This window comes from Streptomyces nidicola, assembly GCF_050106155.1.
In the GTDB taxonomy this organism is placed as follows: Bacteria; Actinomycetota; Actinomycetes; order Streptomycetales; family Streptomycetaceae; genus Streptomyces.
In genome coordinates this window covers 4980469-4997467 of sequence record NZ_JBNBPI010000001.1, presented here as the reverse complement: position 1 = coordinate 4997467, position 16999 = coordinate 4980469, and the positions used below count along the sequence as shown (strand labels likewise).

Annotated in this window: 15 protein-coding genes; 8 read left to right on the top strand and 7 right to left on the bottom strand. The window is 72.1% G+C overall.

Features of this window, described 5'->3' with window-relative positions:
- Positions 1–199: 199 nt before the first annotated feature.
- Entirely contained in the window at positions 200–964 is a 765-nt protein-coding gene (locus ACOKM3_RS22775; RefSeq protein WP_426902895.1) for an SLATT domain-containing protein, read from the top strand.
- Between the two features lie 312 nt (positions 965–1276).
- Here the strand turns inward: ACOKM3_RS22775 and ACOKM3_RS22770 are convergent, their stop codons facing one another.
- From ACOKM3_RS22770 to ACOKM3_RS22760, 3 genes are all read right to left on the bottom strand, one after another.
- Positions 1277–1927, bottom strand: coding sequence for a hypothetical protein (locus ACOKM3_RS22770; RefSeq protein WP_426902894.1), 651 nt, complete (start codon positions 1925–1927; stop codon positions 1277–1279).
- 125 nt (positions 1928–2052) lie between these two features.
- On the bottom strand, positions 2053–2736 hold the full coding sequence (locus tag ACOKM3_RS22765; RefSeq protein WP_426902893.1) for a GntR family transcriptional regulator: 684 nt from the start codon (positions 2734–2736) through the stop codon (positions 2053–2055).
- Between the two features lie 903 nt (positions 2737–3639).
- Entirely contained in the window at positions 3640–4995 is a 1356-nt protein-coding gene (locus tag ACOKM3_RS22760; protein WP_426902892.1) for an aspartate aminotransferase family protein, read from the bottom strand.
- Positions 4996–5150: 155 nt separating this feature from the next.
- Between ACOKM3_RS22760 and ACOKM3_RS22755 the strand changes: the two genes are divergently transcribed.
- From ACOKM3_RS22755 to ACOKM3_RS22745, 3 genes are read left to right on the top strand one after another with little or no spacing between them, the layout of a single operon-like run.
- Positions 5151–5657 (top strand): hypothetical protein, encoded by a 507-nt coding sequence (locus ACOKM3_RS22755; RefSeq protein ID WP_426902891.1) that lies wholly within the window; start codon positions 5151–5153, stop codon positions 5655–5657.
- 53 nt (positions 5658–5710) lie between these two features.
- Positions 5711–6409 (top strand): response regulator transcription factor, encoded by a 699-nt coding sequence (locus ACOKM3_RS22750; protein ID WP_426902890.1) that lies wholly within the window; start codon positions 5711–5713, stop codon positions 6407–6409.
- Positions 6409–7680, top strand: a complete 1272-nt coding sequence (locus ACOKM3_RS22745; RefSeq protein WP_426902889.1) for a sensor histidine kinase — start codon at positions 6409–6411, stop codon at positions 7678–7680. The genes ACOKM3_RS22750 and ACOKM3_RS22745 overlap by 1 nt, the downstream gene beginning before the upstream one ends.
- 170 nt (positions 7681–7850) lie before the next feature.
- Here ACOKM3_RS22745 and ACOKM3_RS22740 read toward each other — a convergent pair whose 3' ends face one another.
- Both ACOKM3_RS22740 and ACOKM3_RS22735 read right to left on the bottom strand, forming a co-directional pair.
- A complete protein-coding gene (locus ACOKM3_RS22740) occupies positions 7851–8651 on the bottom strand; it encodes a polyphosphate polymerase domain-containing protein (protein ID WP_426902888.1) in 801 nt (266 codons plus the stop codon).
- Positions 8648–9334 carry a DUF4956 domain-containing protein gene (locus ACOKM3_RS22735; RefSeq protein WP_426902887.1) on the bottom strand — a complete coding sequence of 229 codons (687 nt, stop codon included), beginning with the start codon at positions 9332–9334 and terminating at the stop codon, positions 8648–8650. Before ACOKM3_RS22735 ends, ACOKM3_RS22740 begins: the two co-directional genes overlap by 4 nt.
- A gap of 216 nt (positions 9335–9550) precedes the next feature.
- Here ACOKM3_RS22735 and ACOKM3_RS22730 point away from each other — a divergent pair, with 216 nt between their 5' ends.
- Positions 9551–11326: a serine/threonine-protein kinase gene (locus ACOKM3_RS22730; RefSeq protein ID WP_426906873.1), complete on the top strand. Its 1776-nt coding sequence runs from the start codon at positions 9551–9553 to the stop codon at positions 11324–11326.
- A 93-nt stretch (positions 11327–11419) separates the two neighbouring features.
- Here ACOKM3_RS22730 and ACOKM3_RS22725 read toward each other — a convergent pair whose 3' ends face one another.
- Complete coding sequence (locus ACOKM3_RS22725; protein ID WP_426902886.1) at positions 11420–12703, bottom strand: adenylosuccinate synthase; 1284 nt, start codon at positions 12701–12703, stop codon at positions 11420–11422.
- Positions 12704–12965: 262 nt separating this feature from the next.
- Here ACOKM3_RS22725 and ACOKM3_RS22720 point away from each other — a divergent pair, with 262 nt between their 5' ends.
- Positions 12966–13736 carry a diacylglycerol kinase family protein gene (locus ACOKM3_RS22720; protein ID WP_426906872.1) on the top strand — a complete coding sequence of 257 codons (771 nt, stop codon included), beginning with the start codon at positions 12966–12968 and terminating at the stop codon, positions 13734–13736.
- Between the two features lie 120 nt (positions 13737–13856).
- Here ACOKM3_RS22720 and ACOKM3_RS22715 read toward each other — a convergent pair whose 3' ends face one another.
- Positions 13857–14363, bottom strand: a complete 507-nt coding sequence (locus tag ACOKM3_RS22715) for a GbsR/MarR family transcriptional regulator (RefSeq protein WP_426902885.1) — start codon at positions 14361–14363, stop codon at positions 13857–13859.
- A 92-nt stretch (positions 14364–14455) separates the two neighbouring features.
- On the opposite strand from ACOKM3_RS22715, the gene ACOKM3_RS22710 reads away from it, so the two are divergent.
- Positions 14456–15388, top strand: a complete 933-nt coding sequence (locus tag ACOKM3_RS22710) for an ABC transporter ATP-binding protein (RefSeq protein ID WP_426902884.1) — start codon at positions 14456–14458, stop codon at positions 15386–15388.
- Positions 15385–16995 carry an ABC transporter permease gene (locus tag ACOKM3_RS22705; protein WP_426902883.1) on the top strand — a complete coding sequence of 537 codons (1611 nt, stop codon included), beginning with the start codon at positions 15385–15387 and terminating at the stop codon, positions 16993–16995. The genes ACOKM3_RS22710 and ACOKM3_RS22705 overlap by 4 nt, the downstream gene beginning before the upstream one ends.
- Positions 16996–16999: the final 4 nt, after the last annotated feature.

The following is a 16999-nucleotide window of genomic DNA, read 5'->3' as shown; positions in this document are numbered from 1 at the left end:
GCGCGGCCGCATTTCCGGTCTGCACTCTTTCGAGTGAGATGGGTTGCTTTCTATACCTGATGCGGGACCACTTCCGGGCGGAGATCCGGTGAAAACTGGGGTTCGGCCACCCGTTGGGCGGTAGGAAGATGCTGCACATCAGGCCCTGACGACGAGTGCGGGGCCTCGCCCCAGCCGTGATCTGTCGAGGGAGTTCCGGGTGAGTCAGCCGGAGATGCAGCCCGAAGGTGCGCCCCAGGAGGGGGCGGGCGCGGGCGAGGACGGCGACCGGGGCAGCGGCGGCAAGAGGGTTCCCCGGCAGGGCGATCTCACCGGCCGGGCGCTCCCGCTCGGCGACTGGAGCGAACCCGCCGAGCGGCTCGACGAGCTGTACCGCTGGGTCGAACAGGGTGCTCTGCGCACGGCGGACTGGTACCTCTCGGACCGGGTGTGGAAGCGGCGGGCCGCGCGGGCGCTGCGCGGCGGCACGGTGCTTGGGGCGATCTGCGGCGGGGTGCTGCCGCTGCTCGACCTGACGGGCGTCCTCGGCGGCGCGGCCCCCTGGGGGTATCTGTCGCTGCTGCTCGCGGTGGCGTGCGTCGCGTGCGACCGGTATTTCGGGCTGACGTCCGGCTGGATACGGGATGTGGCCACGGCGCAGGCCGTGCAGCGGCGGTTGCAGGTGCTGCAGTTCGACTGGGCCTCGGAGAACGTACGAGAGGTGCTCGGGCCGACCGAGGGCACCGCCAGTGAGGCGGCCGAGCGGTGTCTCGGGGTGCTGCGGCGGTTCTCGGACGACGTGACGGAGCTGGTGCGGGCCGAGACGGCGGACTGGATGGTGGAGTTCAAGTCCGGCCCCGCGCCCTTGACCATGCAGGCGTCCGTCCCGGCCTCCCGCCCGGCCGACCAGCCGACCAACCGCTTCCCGCTGCCGCCCGGCACCCGCCCCAACATGCCGCGACAGCGTCCGCCGGAGCCGAGGTAGCGGGGCGGGAGCACGGGGTGCGCGGCACCGGGGCTCCCGAGGGGTACCGGGGCCGACGCCCGCAGGTCCCGTTGCGCGGCACCGGGGCCGACGCCCGAGGGTTCCGTTGCACGGCACCGGGGTGCCGCCTTGCCCACCCTGCCGCCCAAGGCGGCAGATTGCCCAAGGCGGGGGCGGCCGACGATTGCCTGTGGGCGGGACGACAATACGAGCCCTGCGGCGGGTGGGCATTTTCAGCCCCTGCGGCGATTGAGCAGCGGGGTCCGGGGCGGAGCCCCGGGGCGTAGGGGCGGTCGGCCGCGACCATTCCGGTCAGCTGAAGATGAGCATGGAGCTCTGCGCCAAGCTGCGGGTGGCCGCCTGGTGGAGGCCCAGCCAGACGTGCCGCTCCCGGCCGAACGGACCGTCGTCCAACGGCACCGCCGCCGCCGGCTCCTCCAACGACGTCGGCGCAACCGGCGGAGCCGGCGGCCGCGGCGGATTGGCCGGATCGATCCCGATCGCCGGCGCCACGAACTCCAGCTCCCGCAACAGCGCATGGCACGACCCCAACGGACCGCCCCCCGCCAGGAGTTCGTCGTTGGACAGCGGCTCGGGAAAGTCCACGGGCACGTACGCGCCCGCATGGTCGTAATGCCAGACCAGATGGGAACTCTGGGCCGTCGACTCGAACATCTCCAGCAACTGCTCGTAGTCACCGCCCAGTTCGTCGACCGGCGTCACGGCGAGGCCACAGATCTGCAGGAGGTAGGCCCGGCGCAGGAAGTGCAGCGCGTCGTAGTCGAAGCCCGCGATCGGGGCCACGTCCCCGGACAGGCCCGGCATGTACGCGTGGACCGGAACCGGCGGCAGTCCCGCCTCGTTCAACGCTTTGTCGTAGAGCGCGAGTTCGTCGGCGAACGGATTCTCGGGGCTGTGGCACAGCACGTCGACCAGGGGGACGAGCCACAGGTCACAGGCCAAGGGGGCTCCTCAGTGCTCCGGATCGCTCCGGCGCGTTGGACGGTATCGGCGTCAGAACCAGGGTAGTGCGACGCGGGTCAGGGTTGACCTGTCTTGCGGCTACCCGTTGTCCCCGCTCTACCCGCTCAGTTGCCTGTCAGAGCCTCGATCAAGGAAAGCGAGTCGTCGTTGTACGAGGCGATGAGCGCGTGCGCGGCGTCGGGGTCGCGGGCCACGAGCGCGTCGACCAGTTCGCAGTGGCCGGACCACAGGCGGCCCCTGAGGTCGCCCGCGGCGCGCAGGTGCGGGACCGCGCACATCCAGGACTGGACCCGCAGGCGGTGGAAGAAGTCGGAGAGGTACGGGTTGCCGAAGAGGGCGGAGAGCTCGCGCCAGAACCGCAGGTCGTAGCCGATGAGCACGTTCAGGTCGCCCGCTCCCGCCGCGCGGGACGCCTCCTCGCCGCGGCGGCGGACCCCGGCGAGGTCGGCGGCGGTCTGCGGGGCGCGCGACGGGTCCTCGGCGAGGCCGCGGAAGATTCCGTCGGCGACGAGGCTGCGGGCCTCGATCATCGCCCGGTAGTCCGCGAACGAGTACTCGTGGACGCGGAAGCCGCGGTGCTGCGCGGAGTCGAGGAGGCCCTGGGCGCTCAGGTCGACGAGGGCCTCGCGGACGGGGGTGGCCGACACCCCGTACCCCTCGGCGATCTCCTTGACGGTGAACTCCTCGCCGGGGCTGAGGCGGCCCGCCAGGATCTCGTCGCGCAGCGCGTCCGCGATCTGCTGGCGCAGGGTGGAGCGGGTGACGGCGGGGCCGTCGGATACGGGCACGGGTCGGGTCCCCCGGTTCGGCTGGCGTGGTCGTGCGGTGTGGTGTGGCTGGTCAGGTTACGCCTGCGGGGGTGCGGGGCGGTTCGTGGCCGACGCCCACGGCCGCCGGTGCACGCCACCGGAGCCGAGAGCTGCGCCGGGGCCGGCGCCTGCGGTGCTGGTTCACGGCACCGCCCCCTTCCCGGCTGCGCCGGGGCCGGCGCCTGTGGTGTCGGGCGCGCGGCACCGCCCCCTTCCCGGCTGCGCCGGGGCCGGCGCCTGTGGTGTCGGGCGCGCGGCACCGGGGGCCGCCTTGCCCACCCTGCCGCCCCAGGCGGCAGATTGCCCAAGGCGGGGGCGGCGTCGACCGCCAGGGCGGGGAGCGGTGGTCGGCGACAGACCGCCCAAGACGGGGGCGGCGTCCACCGACAGGGTGGGGAGCCGTGGTCGGCGACAGACCGCCCAAGACGGGGGCGGCGTCCACCGACAGGGTGGGGAGCGGTGGGGGTACTTGCGGGCGGGTGTGGTGGAGGGCGGCCGGTGTCGAGCCCGTCCGGCGTTTGAGGACAGAGGGGTCTGGGGGCGCAGCCCCCGGGGCTCAACCCCGGTGCCGGTGGCGGGGACCAAGGGCCGGGGGCTCCCAACCTGAGCCCCCGGAGGGGGCGGGCGGGTGGGAGGTGGGCGAGGAAACCGGGCCGAGCCCCGGCACCCGATCAAGCCTCCGCCCACCGCCGGTCACACCCCGCCCCTGGGCCACACCCACACCCGACCCCGGCCCCGGCCCTCGGCCCCCGGCCCGGCCCCGGCTCCCCGGTCCAAGTCACCGATCGCCGGTCACCGGCCCCTGGCACCGGTCCTCGGCCCCGGTCCCCGGCCCCGGTCCCCGGCCCCCGGCCCCCGGCCCCCGGCCCCCGGCCATCCGGACTACGCCACGTGTTCGTCCGCCGCAGCCAGTGCAACGTCCAGCGCCGAAAGGCCCTCCTTGGCCTCCGACTCCGTGATGTTCAGCGCCGGCACCACGTGCGTGCGGTTCATGTTGATGAAGGGCCACAGGCCGTTCGCCTTGGCGGCGGCGCCGAACGCCGCCATCGGGGCGTTCGCCTCACCGGCCGCGTTGTACGGGACCAGCGGCTCGCGCGTGGAGCGGTCACGTACGAGCTCCAAGGCCCAGAACATGCCGACGCCGCGCACCTCACCCACCGAGGGGTGCCGCGAGGCCAGGTCGCGCAGGGCCGGCTCGATGACCTCGGAGCCGAGCTTCGCCGCGTGCTCGACGATGCCCTCCTCCTCCATCACGTTGATGGTGGCGACGGCAGCCGCGCAGGCCAGCGGGTGACCCGAGTACGTCAGACCACCCGGGTACGGCCGCTTCGCGAACGTCTCGGCGATGGCCCCGGAGATGGCCACGCCGCCCAGCGGGACGTAACCCGAGTTCACGCCCTTCGCGAAGGTCATGAGGTCCGGCGTCACGTCGTACAGGTCGGCCGCGAACCACTTGCCCGTACGCCCGAAGCCCGCCATGACCTCGTCGAGGATGAAGACGATGCCGTAGCGGTCGCAGAGGTCCCGGACCCCGGCCAAGTAACCCGCCGGCGGGAGCATGATGCCCGCCGTGCCCGGCACCGTCTCCAGGATGATCGCCGCGATCGTCTGCGGGCCCTCGAACTGGATCGTGGCTTCCAGGTGCTCCAGGGCGCGGGCGCACTCCTGCTCCTCCGTCTCCGCGTAGAAGCGCGAGCGGTAGAGGAACGGGGCCCAGAAGCGGACGACCCCAGCGGTGCCGGTGTCGCTGGCCCAACGGCGCGGGTCGCCGGTCGCGTTGATGGCCTGCTGGGTGCCGCCGTGGTACGAGCGGTACGCGGAGAGCACCTTCGGGCGGCCCGTGTGCAGACGGGCCATCCGCAGCGCGTGCTCGACCGCGTCGGCGCCGGCGTTCGTAAAGAAGATCTTGTCGAGGTCGCCGGGAGTGCGCTCGGCGATGAGGCGTGCGGCCTCGGAGCGCGACTCGATGGCGAAGGCCGGGGCGAAGGTCGTCATCTTCCCCGCCTGCTCCTGGATCGCCGCGACGACCTTCGGGTGCTGGTACCCGATGTTCGTGTAGACGAGGCCGGAGGTGAAGTCGAGGTAGCGGTTTCCGTCGTAGTCCCAGAAGTAGGAGCCTTCGGCGCCGGCGACGGCCAGCGGGTCGATCAGCTCCTGCGCGGACCAGGAGTGGAAGACGTGCTTGCGGTCCGCGGCCTTCACGGCGGCGCCGACCTGGGGATTCGGCTGAGGGGTCATGGGGCCGAGGGTAAAGGGGCGCCGCACCGGGACACCATCGGCGTCCTGTCTGTGGGACGCCGCCGAACCCGACAACCTGTCGCCCCACCCCCTCCGGCCTCCTCCTGAGCTGCTTTTAGCGTGGCGTTAGGAAACCGTCGGGCAGGCTGGTCCGCATGAGACAGCCGATCGCGCACCGCTGGCGCAACGTTGCCGTGACCGCGGCCTGGGTCGCCGTGGGAACGGCCGCGGGCGCCCTCGGCGCCTGGCAGCTCGCGGGCACCGACGCGAACGCCGGAACCGGCACCCACGGCCATCCGCTCGACGACGCCGCGGTGCACCGCGCCCTGGCGTCGGCGCAGGCGACGACGCCGCGCGCCGACACCTCCTCCGAAGCCCCGGCCCCCGCCGACCAGCGCCGCACCCTCCGCTTCACGGGCGGCTCGGCGACGGTCGAGTGCGGGGCGGACGGCAGCGTCTACCTCGTGTCGTGGAGCCCGTCGGACGGCTACGAGATCGATGACGACGACGTCGTACGCGGACCGGGCCGCGTGGCCCGCCTGGAGGCGGAGCCCTCCGACGACGATGACGGGCCCGACCGGCACTACGAGATCCGGTGCTCGGCGGGCTCGGGCACGCCCCGCGCCGTGCAGGTCCCCGACCACGACGATGACGACGACTGACGCCGAAAGGACCCGGCCGGGGGCCCTCCGACGCACCCACTTACGGTGATCGAATGCCCCATCTCCTCGTCGTCGAAGATGATCCCGCCCTGCGGAACGCCCTGGTCCGCGCCCTGCGCGACCGTGGCCACGCCGTCGCCACCGCGGCCACCGGCATGGCCGGCCTCGACGCCGCCGTCACCGACCGGCCCGATCTGGTCGTGCTCGACCTGGGCCTGCCCGATGTCGACGGCGCCCAAGTTCTGCGGATGCTGCGCGCGGTGAGCGACGTACCGGTGATCGTGGCGACGGCCCGCGACGAGGAGGGCGAGATGGTCGCGGTGCTCGGGGACGGGGCCGACGACTACATCGTGAAGCCGTTCGGTGCGGCCCAGTTGGACGCCCGGATCAAGGCGGTGCTGCGCCGCCTCGGGCTGCCGGGCGACGTCGACGAGCCGCTCACGGTCGGCGGCCTTGTGATCACTCCCGCCTCCCGGGAGATCACGCTCGACGGGCAGCCGCTGGATCTGACTCCGCGCGAGTTCGATCTGCTCGCCTATCTCGCCAACCGGCCAGGCCAGGTCGTCTCGCGCCGCGAACTGCTCGCCGAGGTGTGGCAGCAGCCGCTGGGCGGTGCCGACAAGACGGTGGACGTCCATCTGTCGTGGCTGCGAAGGAAGTTGGGCGAATCGGCCCAGTCGCCGCGCTATCTGCACACCGTACGCACGGTGGGTGTGAAGCTGCTGGCCCCCGAGGCCGGGGACGCCTCGTAATGCGTCGCACCCTGCTGCTGCTCACCGCCGCCACCACCGCCCTCGTCCTGACCGCGCTGCTCGTCCCGCTGACCCTGCTCACCCGCAGCCACGCCGCGGATCGGACGACCGCCGAGGCGACCGCCCGCGCCCAGTGGGTGGCTGCCGCCATGGGCCCCACGCTGCACAGCCCGGACGAGCGGGCGGGCGCGGAACAGGCGGTGGAGAGCGTCAACTCGCCCTCCCAGCCCGACACTTCACTCGTCTTCGCCGACGGCAGGGTGATCGGCGCGCCGACCGCCGTCACCGACGCCGTACGCCTCGCGCGGGCGGGGCGCGCGTTCACGTACGAGCCGCCGGGTGGCGGGCGGCAGGTCCTGGTGCCGGTGCAGGGCGCGGAGGGCGGCACGGCCGTCGTCCAGGTCAGCCTGACCAGCCGGGAGCTGTACGACGGGGTGCTCTCGTCGTGGCTGACGCTGGCCGGGATCGGGCTCGGCCTCGTGCTCATCGGGCTGCTGCTCGCGGACCGTCTCGGCGCGCGGCTCGTCGGGGCGACGCGCGCGCTGGCCGGGACGGCGGACCGGCTCGCCGGCGGCGATCTGACCGCCCGCGCCGAGCCTCAGGGGCCGCCGGAGCTGCGCTCCGTTGCCGCCGAGCTGAACCACCTCGCCGCCCGCATCGACGAGCTGCTCACCGCCGAGCGGGAGAACGCGGCCGACCTCGCGCACCGGCTTCGCACCCCCGTCGCGGCGCTCCGCCTCGACGCGGAGGGGCTGCGGGACGCGGAGGAGGCCGAGCGAATCGCGGCGGGGGTCGCGGCGCTCGAAATGGGCGTGGACGAGGTCATCCGCAAGGCCCGCAAGCCGCTCCGCGGGGTGGCGGGGGCGGATCTCGCGGCGGTCGCCCGTGACCGGGCCGCGTTCTGGGAGCCGCTCGCCACGGACCAGGGGCGAGAGCTTGGCGTCTCCGTGCCGGACGCGCCGGTTCCGGCGCCCGTGCCGGAGGACGAACTCGTCGCGGCGCTCGACGCGTTGATCGGCAACGTGCTGGACCACACCCCGCAGGGGGTCGGCTTCCGGATCTCCGTCCGGGCGGAGGGCTCCGCCGTGGAGCTGGTGGTCGCGGACGACGGGCCCGGGATACCGCCGGAATCGGAGGAGCGGGGCTCCTCCGGTGGCGGCTCCACGGGGCTCGGTCTCTCGATCGTGCGGCGCACGGCGGAGGAGTCCGGGGGGACGGTCTCCTTCAGTTCCGGGGGGCCGGGGGCGACGGTCACGTTGCGGTGGCATTGACCCAGGCCCCATTCAAGCCCCTGCGGCGATTGAGCAGCGGGGTCCGGGGCAGAGCCCCAGGGCGGGGGACGGTCGCACGGGGGCGCGGACTCGGGGCTCCGCCCCGGACCCCGCGCCTCAAACGCCGGCGGGGCTGGATTTCCCCAGCCCCGCCGGCGATCGCAGCCACGTCACGCGGCCGAAGGCCTCGGGAACGCCTCCCGGACGGACCGGGACCAGCGGTTGACCCCCAACTCCGGGCGCAGCGCCGCGAAGCCTCCGCAGTACTTCGTGAACTCCGCCGCCCGCACCCCGAACCGGTGCAGCATGCGGTCCGCCTCGGTCAGCGACCCCCGCGTCTTCGTCTCCACGAGGACGAGCCCGCCGTCCGCCCGGACCGTGCGGCCGTCGGAGAGGTCCCGGACCACGAGCCCCGCGTCACACGTGATCCGCTGCCCGTCGGCGACGAACGTGGCGCGCTGGTAGTCCGTGACCAGCGAGGGCGCCAGGCCCTCCGGCGCCTCGATCCCGTACGCCCCGCCGAGCACCCCCGCGAGAAAGCCCTGCTGCGCGGCGTCGAGCGGACGCTCCTCGCCCTCCAGCCTGCGACGGTGCTTGACGGTCTCGCCCCGCCCGTTCTTGAGCTTGATCTCGAACTGCCGCTCCCCCGTGTCCTGGTAGGTGCGCTCCCGGATCTTGTAGCGGAGCCGGCGCCCCTGCCGGTGGTCGTGGTACGTGCTCAGGTCGGCGGTGTCGTAATAGGTCGATCTGTACGAGAACCAGCGCCGGCCGTTCACGGACAGCGAGCGGAAGGGGCCCTCCGCGCGCCGCGGGTCGGTCAGCAGCGCCGCGAAGTCCTCGAAGACCTCCACCGGCACCAGATAGCTGTTGTCGTAGCGGGCCAACAACTCTGCCCTGTTGTTCAGTTCGTCCAGCGACAGCGGCTTGGCGGCGAGTGCGGCGCGCCCGATGGCGCGTACGGCGGGGATCACACGGTCTCCTGGTGATAGGCGGCTGCGGTCTTCGTCGTACTGCGAGGCTCATGACGGTCATGAGCGCCCCTGTGGGTACGAGAGGTACGTATGGGCGCCTCCGATCGTTCCCGTGCCTCCGGCTGGCGGAATCGAACTTCCACGACCATCAAGTCGCGTACGTAGTCGATCTCCTGCACGGTCCAACCATGGGGCTGTCCCACGCGCCTCGCCAGTTCGGCCCGCAGCGCGTCCTCGTCGACGTACACGGCGTCGAGGGTGACGACGGCCCTGCGGTCACGGGCGTAGAGGCGCGGATGGTCGGCTGTGTAGACGACCACGAGCAGCAGCGCGGCGAGCGCGGCGGTCACTCCGAGGCCGAGTGCGCGCAGCCCGCACAGCAGCCCGAGGACCAGCGTGACGAAGTAGTACGCCACTTCCTGGTGCCGCAGCGCGTCCGAGCGCAGCCGCACGATCGACAACACCCCGAACAGGCCGAACCCCAGGGCGAGCCCGCCACCCTTGCCGACCTCGCCGAGCGCGGCGACGACCGCGAACAGGGCGACGTTCAGCGCGAGATACGCGGGCACGAGCTCGCGCCTGCGATGCCGCGGGTAGAAGATGCCGAAGGTCAGCAGGGTCACGGCGATCAGGTCGAGGCCGAGATGGGCGCCGAGCTCCGCCGCAGGTGGGATGTTGTCCATGCCCCAGACGCTACGAACGGCCGGGTTAACGCCGCGCTTGGTGACGGTTAACGATCCCCGCCGACGTATCCGCGTCACGTGTCCCGTCACGTATCCGCGTCAACGTACGTCGACGAACGGAACCGTTGAAGCCGCGGGGCCCCTCTCTGTCGTATGTCCGCATTATTCTCAGTTAGTTGCACACATACCGGGGGAGGGTGGCGCGACATGGAGGGTATGCAGAGGATCGGCGCGTATCGACTGCTCGGCCGGCTCGGCGCGGGCGGCATGGGCGAGGTGTATCTGGCGCGCTCGGAGCGCGGTCGCACGGTCGCCGTGAAGGTCGTACGTGAAGAGCTCGCCGAGCAGGAGGAGTTCAGGAACCGGTTCCGGCAGGAAGTGGCGGCCGCGCGGCGGGTCGGCGGCGCGTGGACGGCTCCGGTGCTCGACGCGGACACCGACGCGGAGATTCCCTGGGTGGCGACCGGGTACGTGGCGGGGCCCAGCCTCCAGCAGGTCGTCTCGCACGACTACGGCGCGCTGCCCGAGCGCTCGGTGCGCATCCTCGCGGGCGGCCTCGCACACGCGCTCAAGGACATCCACGCGGCGGGCATCATCCACCGCGACCTCAAGCCGTCGAACGTGCTGATCACCATCGACGGCCCGCGCGTCATCGACTTCGGCATAGCGCGCGCCCTGGAGACGGTGACCGACGGCGGGCTCACCCGCACCGGGGCGCTCGTCGGCTCGCCCGGTTTCATGGCGCCCGAGCAGGTGCGCGGCGACCGGATCACCCCGGCGTGCGACGTGTTCTGCCTCGGTTCCGTCCTCGCGTACGCGGCGTCGGGGAAGCTGCCGTTCCGTACGTCCACCAGCGGGGTGCACGCCCTGATGTTCCGTATCGCGCAGGAGCCGCCGGAGCTGGACGGGCTGCCGGAGGGGTTGCAGGACCTCGTCCGCGACTGTCTGCACAAGCGGCCCGGCGACCGCCCCACGCTCGACGAGATACTCGAACGGACCGGAGTGGACGACGCGTTGGGCGACGAGGGCCGCACCCGCGACCCGTGGCTGCCGGGCGCCCTCGTCGCCCAACTCGGGCGGCACGCCGTGCAGTTGCTCGACACGGAGAACCCGGAACACACGGCGCACACGGCCCGGACTCCCTCGCCCGCACCACCACCCGACACTCCGACCGTCCCCGACCCGGCGCCCCCACCACCCGGCACTCCCGGCGGGGACTCGCTGAACCACCTGCCGACCGTGGTCTCCCACGAAGCCCCGCCGCCGCCCGCACCCGCGCCGCAGTACGGCTACCCGCACCCTCCCCCGCTCCCGCAGCCGCCCGCCCACGGCCATCCGTCCGGCGGTTGGGGGCAGACTCCGCCCTACGGCCCGCCGCCGCCCGAGCCTCCGCGCCGCAATCGCTCCACCCCGGCGCTCATCGTGGTCGCGCTGATCGTGGCGCTCGGGGCGGGCGGTTCGGTGTACGCCTTGATGAACGGCAAGGACAAGCCGTCCGGCCGGACGGACGCCAAGGTCTCCCCCACGTCCGCGACCTCCGCCCCGACGACCCTCGGCTCCCCGATCTCACCGACCTCCCCGACCTCCCCGAGCCAGGAGGCGTCCTCGCCCCGGGAGGAGACCCCGCAGTCCGCCGCGGGTGACATACCGGCCGACTTCCTCGGCACGTGGGAGGGCGCGATCGACAACGCCAACGGCCACCACACGCGCAGCATCACACTCCAGCAGGGCGCGTCCGGCGACACGGTCTTCTCCCTCACGGCGGACGGCTACCAGAAGGACGGCTCCCCCTACCACTGCGTGTTCCAGGGCCAGTTGGAGTCGGCGACGTCCTCCACGGTCCGGATCGGCCCCACCGACCCGACGATCGCCCAGCCGAGCGGGGCCTGCGACCCGGGGCAGCCAAGCACGATCTCCCTCACCGAGAGCGGCGGTCTGACCCGCGCCATGTCGGGTGGCGAGGCCCCGCTGACGTACGACAGGACGGGCTGAGGACGGAGGGGACGGAGGGGACGGAGGGCGGGGGCGGAACGCGAACGCCCCGGCCCGCCGAAGCGGACCGGGGCGCGACAAGCCGGTGAGGGCTTACAGGAACGAGTTGACCTGGATCGTCTCGTCGCGGCCGGGGCCGACGCCGATCGCCGAGATCGGGGCGCCGGACATCTCCTCCAGCGCCTTCACGTACGCCTGCGCGTTCTTGGGGAGGTCCGCGAAGGTCTTGGCCTTCGTGATGTCCTCCGACCAGCCCGGCAGGTACTCGTAGACCGGCTTCGCGTGGTGGAAGTCGGTCTGGGAGTACGGGAGCTCCTCGACGCGCTTGCCGTCGATCTCGTACGCGACGCAGACCGGGATCTGCTCCCAGCCGGTGAGCACGTCGAGCTTCGTCAGGAAGAAGTCGGTGAGGCCGTTCACGCGGGTCGCGTAGCGGGCGATCACCGCGTCGAACCAGCCGCAGCGACGGTCGCGGCCGGTGGTGACACCGCGCTCGCCACCGATGCGGCGCAGGTCCTCGCCGTCCTGGTCGAACAGCTCGGTCGGGAACGGGCCCGCACCGACACGCGTCGTGTACGCCTTGAGGATGCCGATGACGCGGCTGATCTTCGTCGGGCCCACGCCCGCACCCGTGCAGGCGCCGCCCGCGGTCGGGTTCGAGGAGGTGACGAAGGGGTACGTGCCGTGGTCGATGTCCAGGAGCGTGCCCTGGCCGCCCTCGAACAGGACGACCTTGTCCTCGTCGAGCGCGTCGTTGATCACCAGCGTGGTGTCGGCGACGTAGCCCTTGATCTTGTCCGCGTAGCCGAGGAGCTCCTCCACCACCTGCTGCGCCTCGATGGCGCGGCGGTTGTAGAGCTTCGTGAGGAGCTGGTTCTTGACCTCGAGGGCCGCCTCGACCTTCTGGGTGAGGATCGACTCGTCGTAGAGGTCCTGGACGCGGATGCCGACGCGGTTGATCTTGTCCGCGTACGTCGGGCCGATACCGCGGCCGGTGGTGCCGATCTTCCGCTTCCCGAGGAAGCGTTCCGTCACCTTGTCCACCGTCACGTTGTAGGGCGTGATGATGTGCGCGTTACCGCTGAGCAGGAGCTTCGACGTGTCGACGCCGCGCTCGTTCAGACCGCTCAGCTCGGAGAGCAGGACCGACGGGTCGACGACGACACCGTTCCCAATGACCGGCGTGCAGTCCGGGGAGAGGATTCCGGAAGGGAGGAGATGCAGCGCGTACTTCTGGTCGCCTACGACAACCGTGTGGCCGGCGTTGTTGCCGCCCTGGTAGCGCACTACATAGTCCACGGATCCACCGAGCAGGTCGGTGGCCTTTCCCTTGCCTTCGTCACCCCACTGAGCACCGAGCAGCACAAGTGCGGGCACAGGCGTACACCCCTTCCGGGCGGGGCATGTCCAAGGTCAGGGGCTGTGGCCGCGGCTGTGCGGCATGCCTTCGTGAGCCTTGGGGTGCCCCGGAATAGACGAAGCCCCTGGCGCAATAGCGCAAGGGGCTCTTGCACAAAGATGCTACCCGAGGAAGCGAGGCAAGGCCGAGGTGGCGGCTTTGGATCATCCATCTGACCGCGCGGACGACGCGAGCGGGAGGCTGTCGCGGCAGCTTCTGGTGATCGTCGATCCGGTCGCGATGCGTGCCGACGGGGAGTCCGTGCGCATCGCCAAGGACGTGTTGTGCGCGGGTTCGACGGCGAAGGTGTGCCTGCCGGAGGGCCCCGCCGATTTTGCGAAAGCGCTGGCCAAGCGGGGTGTGCGGCGGCCCGTCGTGGTCGGCGACGACCGGGCGCTGCTGCGTGCGGTGTCCTTGCTGCACCGGGAGCGGGAGCTGGCCGGGGCGGTGTTCTCGATGGTGCCGGTGGGGGCGGCGGTGTCGCTCGCGCACTCGCTGGGCGTGCCCGCGGGGACGGTGGAAGCGGCGCGCTCGGCGCTCGACGGGGCGCCGCGGCGACTCGATCTGCTGGTGGACGACAGCGACGGGGTGGTGCTCGGGGGCCTGAGCATCCCGCCGATCGCGGACCCCTCGGCCTCGGGGTCGCAGGACGGGCGGCACTGGTGGCGGACGTGCGGCTCGCTCGTGCGGAACCTCGCGGCGCGCTCGCCGCTCGGTGCCGAGGCGGACGAGGCGCCGGCCGCGCGGTTGCGGATCGAGGTGGACGGGGCGACGCTCGTCGACCTCGACCAGCCGGTGCGGGGGGTTTCGGTGGCGCCGTCCGCCGGGGACGGGCTCGCGCGGGTGGAGGTGCGGAGGGCCGGGGCGGGGCCGGTGTGTGTGCGGGCCCGTACGGTCACGGTGACCGGGGCGGATTTCCGGTACCGGGCGGATCAGGTGACGATCGGGGGGCCGGTGCGGAGGAGGACGTGGTCCGTGCGGGCTCGGGCGTGGGGGTTGGCGCTGCCGTGACCTTGACCGGCGCCGGGGTTGCGGCCGCGGGGCTCTGCCCCGGACCCCGCGCCTCAAACGCCGGCGGGGCTGGATTTGCCCCGCTGCTCAGTCACCTCAGAGGCGTGATTGGGGCTCAAATCAATCGAGGTCCAACGTCTTCCGGTGTTCGCGCCAGCGGCCCATCATTTCGGTCATCTCGGTCTGCACGAAGTCGAAGAACGCCAGCGTCTCGTAGATGCGGCGGCCCGCGGGGGTGTCCGCGCCGAGGCTGTCGACGCCCTCCTTGAGCGTGCCCTGCCAGCGGTTCAGGACGCTGTCGCGATTGGTCAGCGCCTCGTACCACTGGTTGCTGTGGACCCGGAAGAGATCGCGGCGCGTTCCCGGCTCGCGTTCGCGCGTGACCATGTGCTGCTGGGTCAGATAGCGCACCGCGCCGGACACCGCGGCCGGGCTGACCTGGAGCTGTTTGCCCAGTTCGGCGGAGGTGAGCGCGCCGGAGTCGGAGGCGAGGAGGGCCGCGAAGACGCGGGCGGGCATCCGGGTCATGCCGGCCTCGACGAGCTCGGCGGCGAAGCGCTCGACGAACCGCGAGCGGGCCTCCTCGGCCTCCCGTGCCTGCGTCTCGTCCATGCCCTGCGCGCCCATGTCCCGATCCTCTCCCCTTGTCCGGTCCGCGACGTCAGTTTATACGCTTCCTTAACTTCACAACTTTGTGAAGTGCGCGTAGCTTCAAAAGCATGACGAAGGCAATCACGGTCTCCGGACTGCACAAGTCGTTCGGCAGGACCCACGCGCTCGACGGTCTCGACCTGGATGTCGAGGCCGGAGAAGTGCACGGTTTCCTCGGGCCGAACGGAGCGGGCAAGTCCACCACCATCCGCGTCCTGCTCGGCCTGCTGCGCGCCGACTCCGGCGCCGTCCAGATGCTCGGCCGCGACCCCTGGGCCGACGCCGTGGAGCTGCACCGCAAGGTCGCGTACGTACCCGGTGACGTGACGCTGTGGCGCAACCTCAGCGGCGGCGAGGTCATCGACCTCTACGGGCGCCTTCGCGGCGGGCTCGACAAGAAGCGCAAGGCCGAGCTCATCGAGCACTTCGAACTCGACCCGACCAAGAAGGGCCGCACGTACTCCAAGGGCAACCGGCAGAAGGTGGCCCTGGTCGCCGCGTTCGCCGCGGTCGACATCGACGTGCTCATCCTCGACGAGCCCACCTCCGGCCTCGACCCGCTGATGGAGGACGTCTTCCAGTCCTACGTCGAGGAGGCCGCGCGCGAGCACGGGCGGACGGTGCTGCTGTCCTCGCACATCCTCAGCGAGGTGGAGGAGCTGTGCGACCGGGTCAGCATCATCCGCAAGGGCGTGACCGTGGAGAGCGGTTCGCTCGCCGAGCTGCGGCATCTGACGCGGACCAGCGTCACCGCCGAACTCGCGGGTGAGCAGGCCGGGTTGGGCGACCTTCCCGGTGTGCACGACCTCGACGTACAGGGCAAGCGCGTCAAGCTGCAGGTCGACACCGACAAGCTGGACGCCGTCCTGCGCTCCCTCGCCGAGTCCGGCGTGCGCTCGCTGACCAGCACGCCGCCCACCCTGGAAGAGCTGTTCATGCGGCACTACCAGGACGACGTGGCGGACGTACGGGGCGCCGAGAAGGAAGCGGTGTCGCGATGACCACCCTGACCTCCGCGTACACGCCGCGCACCGGCGGCGCGCGGCACCTCGCGGGCACCGGGACGCTGCTCAGGCTCGCGCTGCGGCGTGACCGCGTGATGATGCCCGTATGGATCGCCATCACCGCGGTGATGGTCGTGTCGATGCCGAACTCGCTGGATTCGGTGTGGCCGACGGCCGCCGAGCGGGCCGACATCGTGGCGTCCATGAACACCAACAGCTCGATGCGCGCCATGTACGGGCCGGTGTTCGGGGATTCGCTCGGCGCGCTGACGGCCTGGCGCGCGGGCACGTTCGCCGCCGTCTTCGCCGCGATCATGAGCCTGCTCATCGTCGTGCGGCACACCCGTGACGAGGAGGAGAGCGGGCGGCAGGAGCTGGTGTCGTCGGCGATGGTGGGGCGGCGCGCGCCGCTGACCGCCGCGCTGCTCACGGCCCTCGTGGCCGACGGGGTGCTCGCGCTGCTCATCGCCGGCGGGCTCGCCGCCCAGGGCGGCGCGGGGGCGCTCGCTCTCGGGCTCGCAATCGGCGGCTGCGGGATGGTGTTCGCGACGATGGCGGCGATCGTCGCCCAGTTCACGGAGAGCGCGCGGCTGGCGCGCGGCGCCACCTCGGCGGTGCTCGGTGTGGCGTTCGTGCTGCGTGCGGCGGGCGACTCCGGTACGAACGACGGCTCGTCCCCGCTGACCTGGATCTCGCCGGTCGGCTGGGTCGAGAACGTCCGTGCCTTCGCCGACGAGCGCTGGTGGGTGCTCGGTCTTTTCCTCGCGGCCGTCCTGATCCAGGGCGCGGTGGGCTACGCGCTGGCCGGTCGGCGCGACATCGGCATGAGCTTCCTGCCGACCCGGCCGGGACCGGCGAACGGGCGCCTCGGTACGGCGGGTTCGCTGGCCTGGCGGCTTCAGCGGGGCAGCGTGATCGGCTGGTCGATCGGGTTCCTCGCGGCCGGTGTCGTCTTCGGCGGAATGACCGAGGGGGCGGCCGACCTCGTCGGCGACAGCGAGAACACCAAGGAGATCATCGAGCGGATGGGCGGCCAGTCCGGCATCACCGACGCCTTCCTCGCCACGATGGTCGGCATGCTCGGGATGGTCGCCGCGCTCTACATCGTGCAGACGGTGCTCCGGCTGAACGGCGAGGAGACCTCGCAGCGCGCCGAACCGATCCTCGCGAACGCGGTGGGCCGGATCGCCTGGGCAGGCGGCCACCTGGCGATCGCCTTCGCCGGGGCCGCGCTGATCATGCTCCTCGGCGGGGTCGGCCTCGCGGTCGGCTACGGCCACGAGTTCGGCGCGGTCATCGGCGCCTGCCTCGTCCAGCTCGCCGCGATCTGGACGCTCGGCGGGGTGGCCGTGCTGCTCTACGGGGTGTGGCCGCGGGCCGCCGTCGCCGCGTGGGCTGCGGCGGGTGCGGCGCTCCTCATCGGCTGGATCGGCCCGGCCCTGAAGCTGCCGCAGTCGGTCATGGACATCTCCCCGTTCGGGCATCTGCCGAAGCTGCCGGGTGGGGACATGACGTGGGGCCCGGTGCTCGTCGAGGTGCTGCTCGCGGCGGTGTTCGTGGTCGTGGGCCTGGTCGGCCTGCGGCGGCGGGACATGTCCAACTGACGGG

Bases quoted from the DNA above. Each gene is read 5' to 3' on its own strand.
- ACOKM3_RS22735 (WP_426902887.1), bottom strand. From the start codon at position 9,334: ATGGACAACATCCCACCTGCGGCGGAGCTCGGCGCCCATCTCGGCCTC.
- ACOKM3_RS22755 (WP_426902891.1), top strand. From the start codon at position 5,151: ATGAGACAGCCGATCGCGCACCGCTGGCGCAACGTTGCCGTGACCGCG.
- ACOKM3_RS22760 (WP_426902892.1), bottom strand. From the start codon at position 4,995: ATGACCCCTCAGCCGAATCCCCAGGTCGGCGCCGCCGTGAAGGCCGCG.
- ACOKM3_RS22750 (WP_426902890.1), top strand. From the start codon at position 5,711: ATGCCCCATCTCCTCGTCGTCGAAGATGATCCCGCCCTGCGGAACGCC.
- ACOKM3_RS22715 (WP_426902885.1), bottom strand. From the start codon at position 14,363: ATGGGCGCGCAGGGCATGGACGAGACGCAGGCACGGGAGGCCGAGGAG.
- ACOKM3_RS22745 (WP_426902889.1), top strand. From the start codon at position 6,409: ATGCGTCGCACCCTGCTGCTGCTCACCGCCGCCACCACCGCCCTCGTC.
- ACOKM3_RS22730 (WP_426906873.1), top strand. From the start codon at position 9,551: ATGCAGAGGATCGGCGCGTATCGACTGCTCGGCCGGCTCGGCGCGGGC.
- ACOKM3_RS22720 (WP_426906872.1), top strand. From the start codon at position 12,966: ATGCGTGCCGACGGGGAGTCCGTGCGCATCGCCAAGGACGTGTTGTGC.
- ACOKM3_RS22705 (WP_426902883.1), top strand. From the start codon at position 15,385: ATGACCACCCTGACCTCCGCGTACACGCCGCGCACCGGCGGCGCGCGG.
- ACOKM3_RS22710 (WP_426902884.1), top strand. From the start codon at position 14,456: ATGACGAAGGCAATCACGGTCTCCGGACTGCACAAGTCGTTCGGCAGG.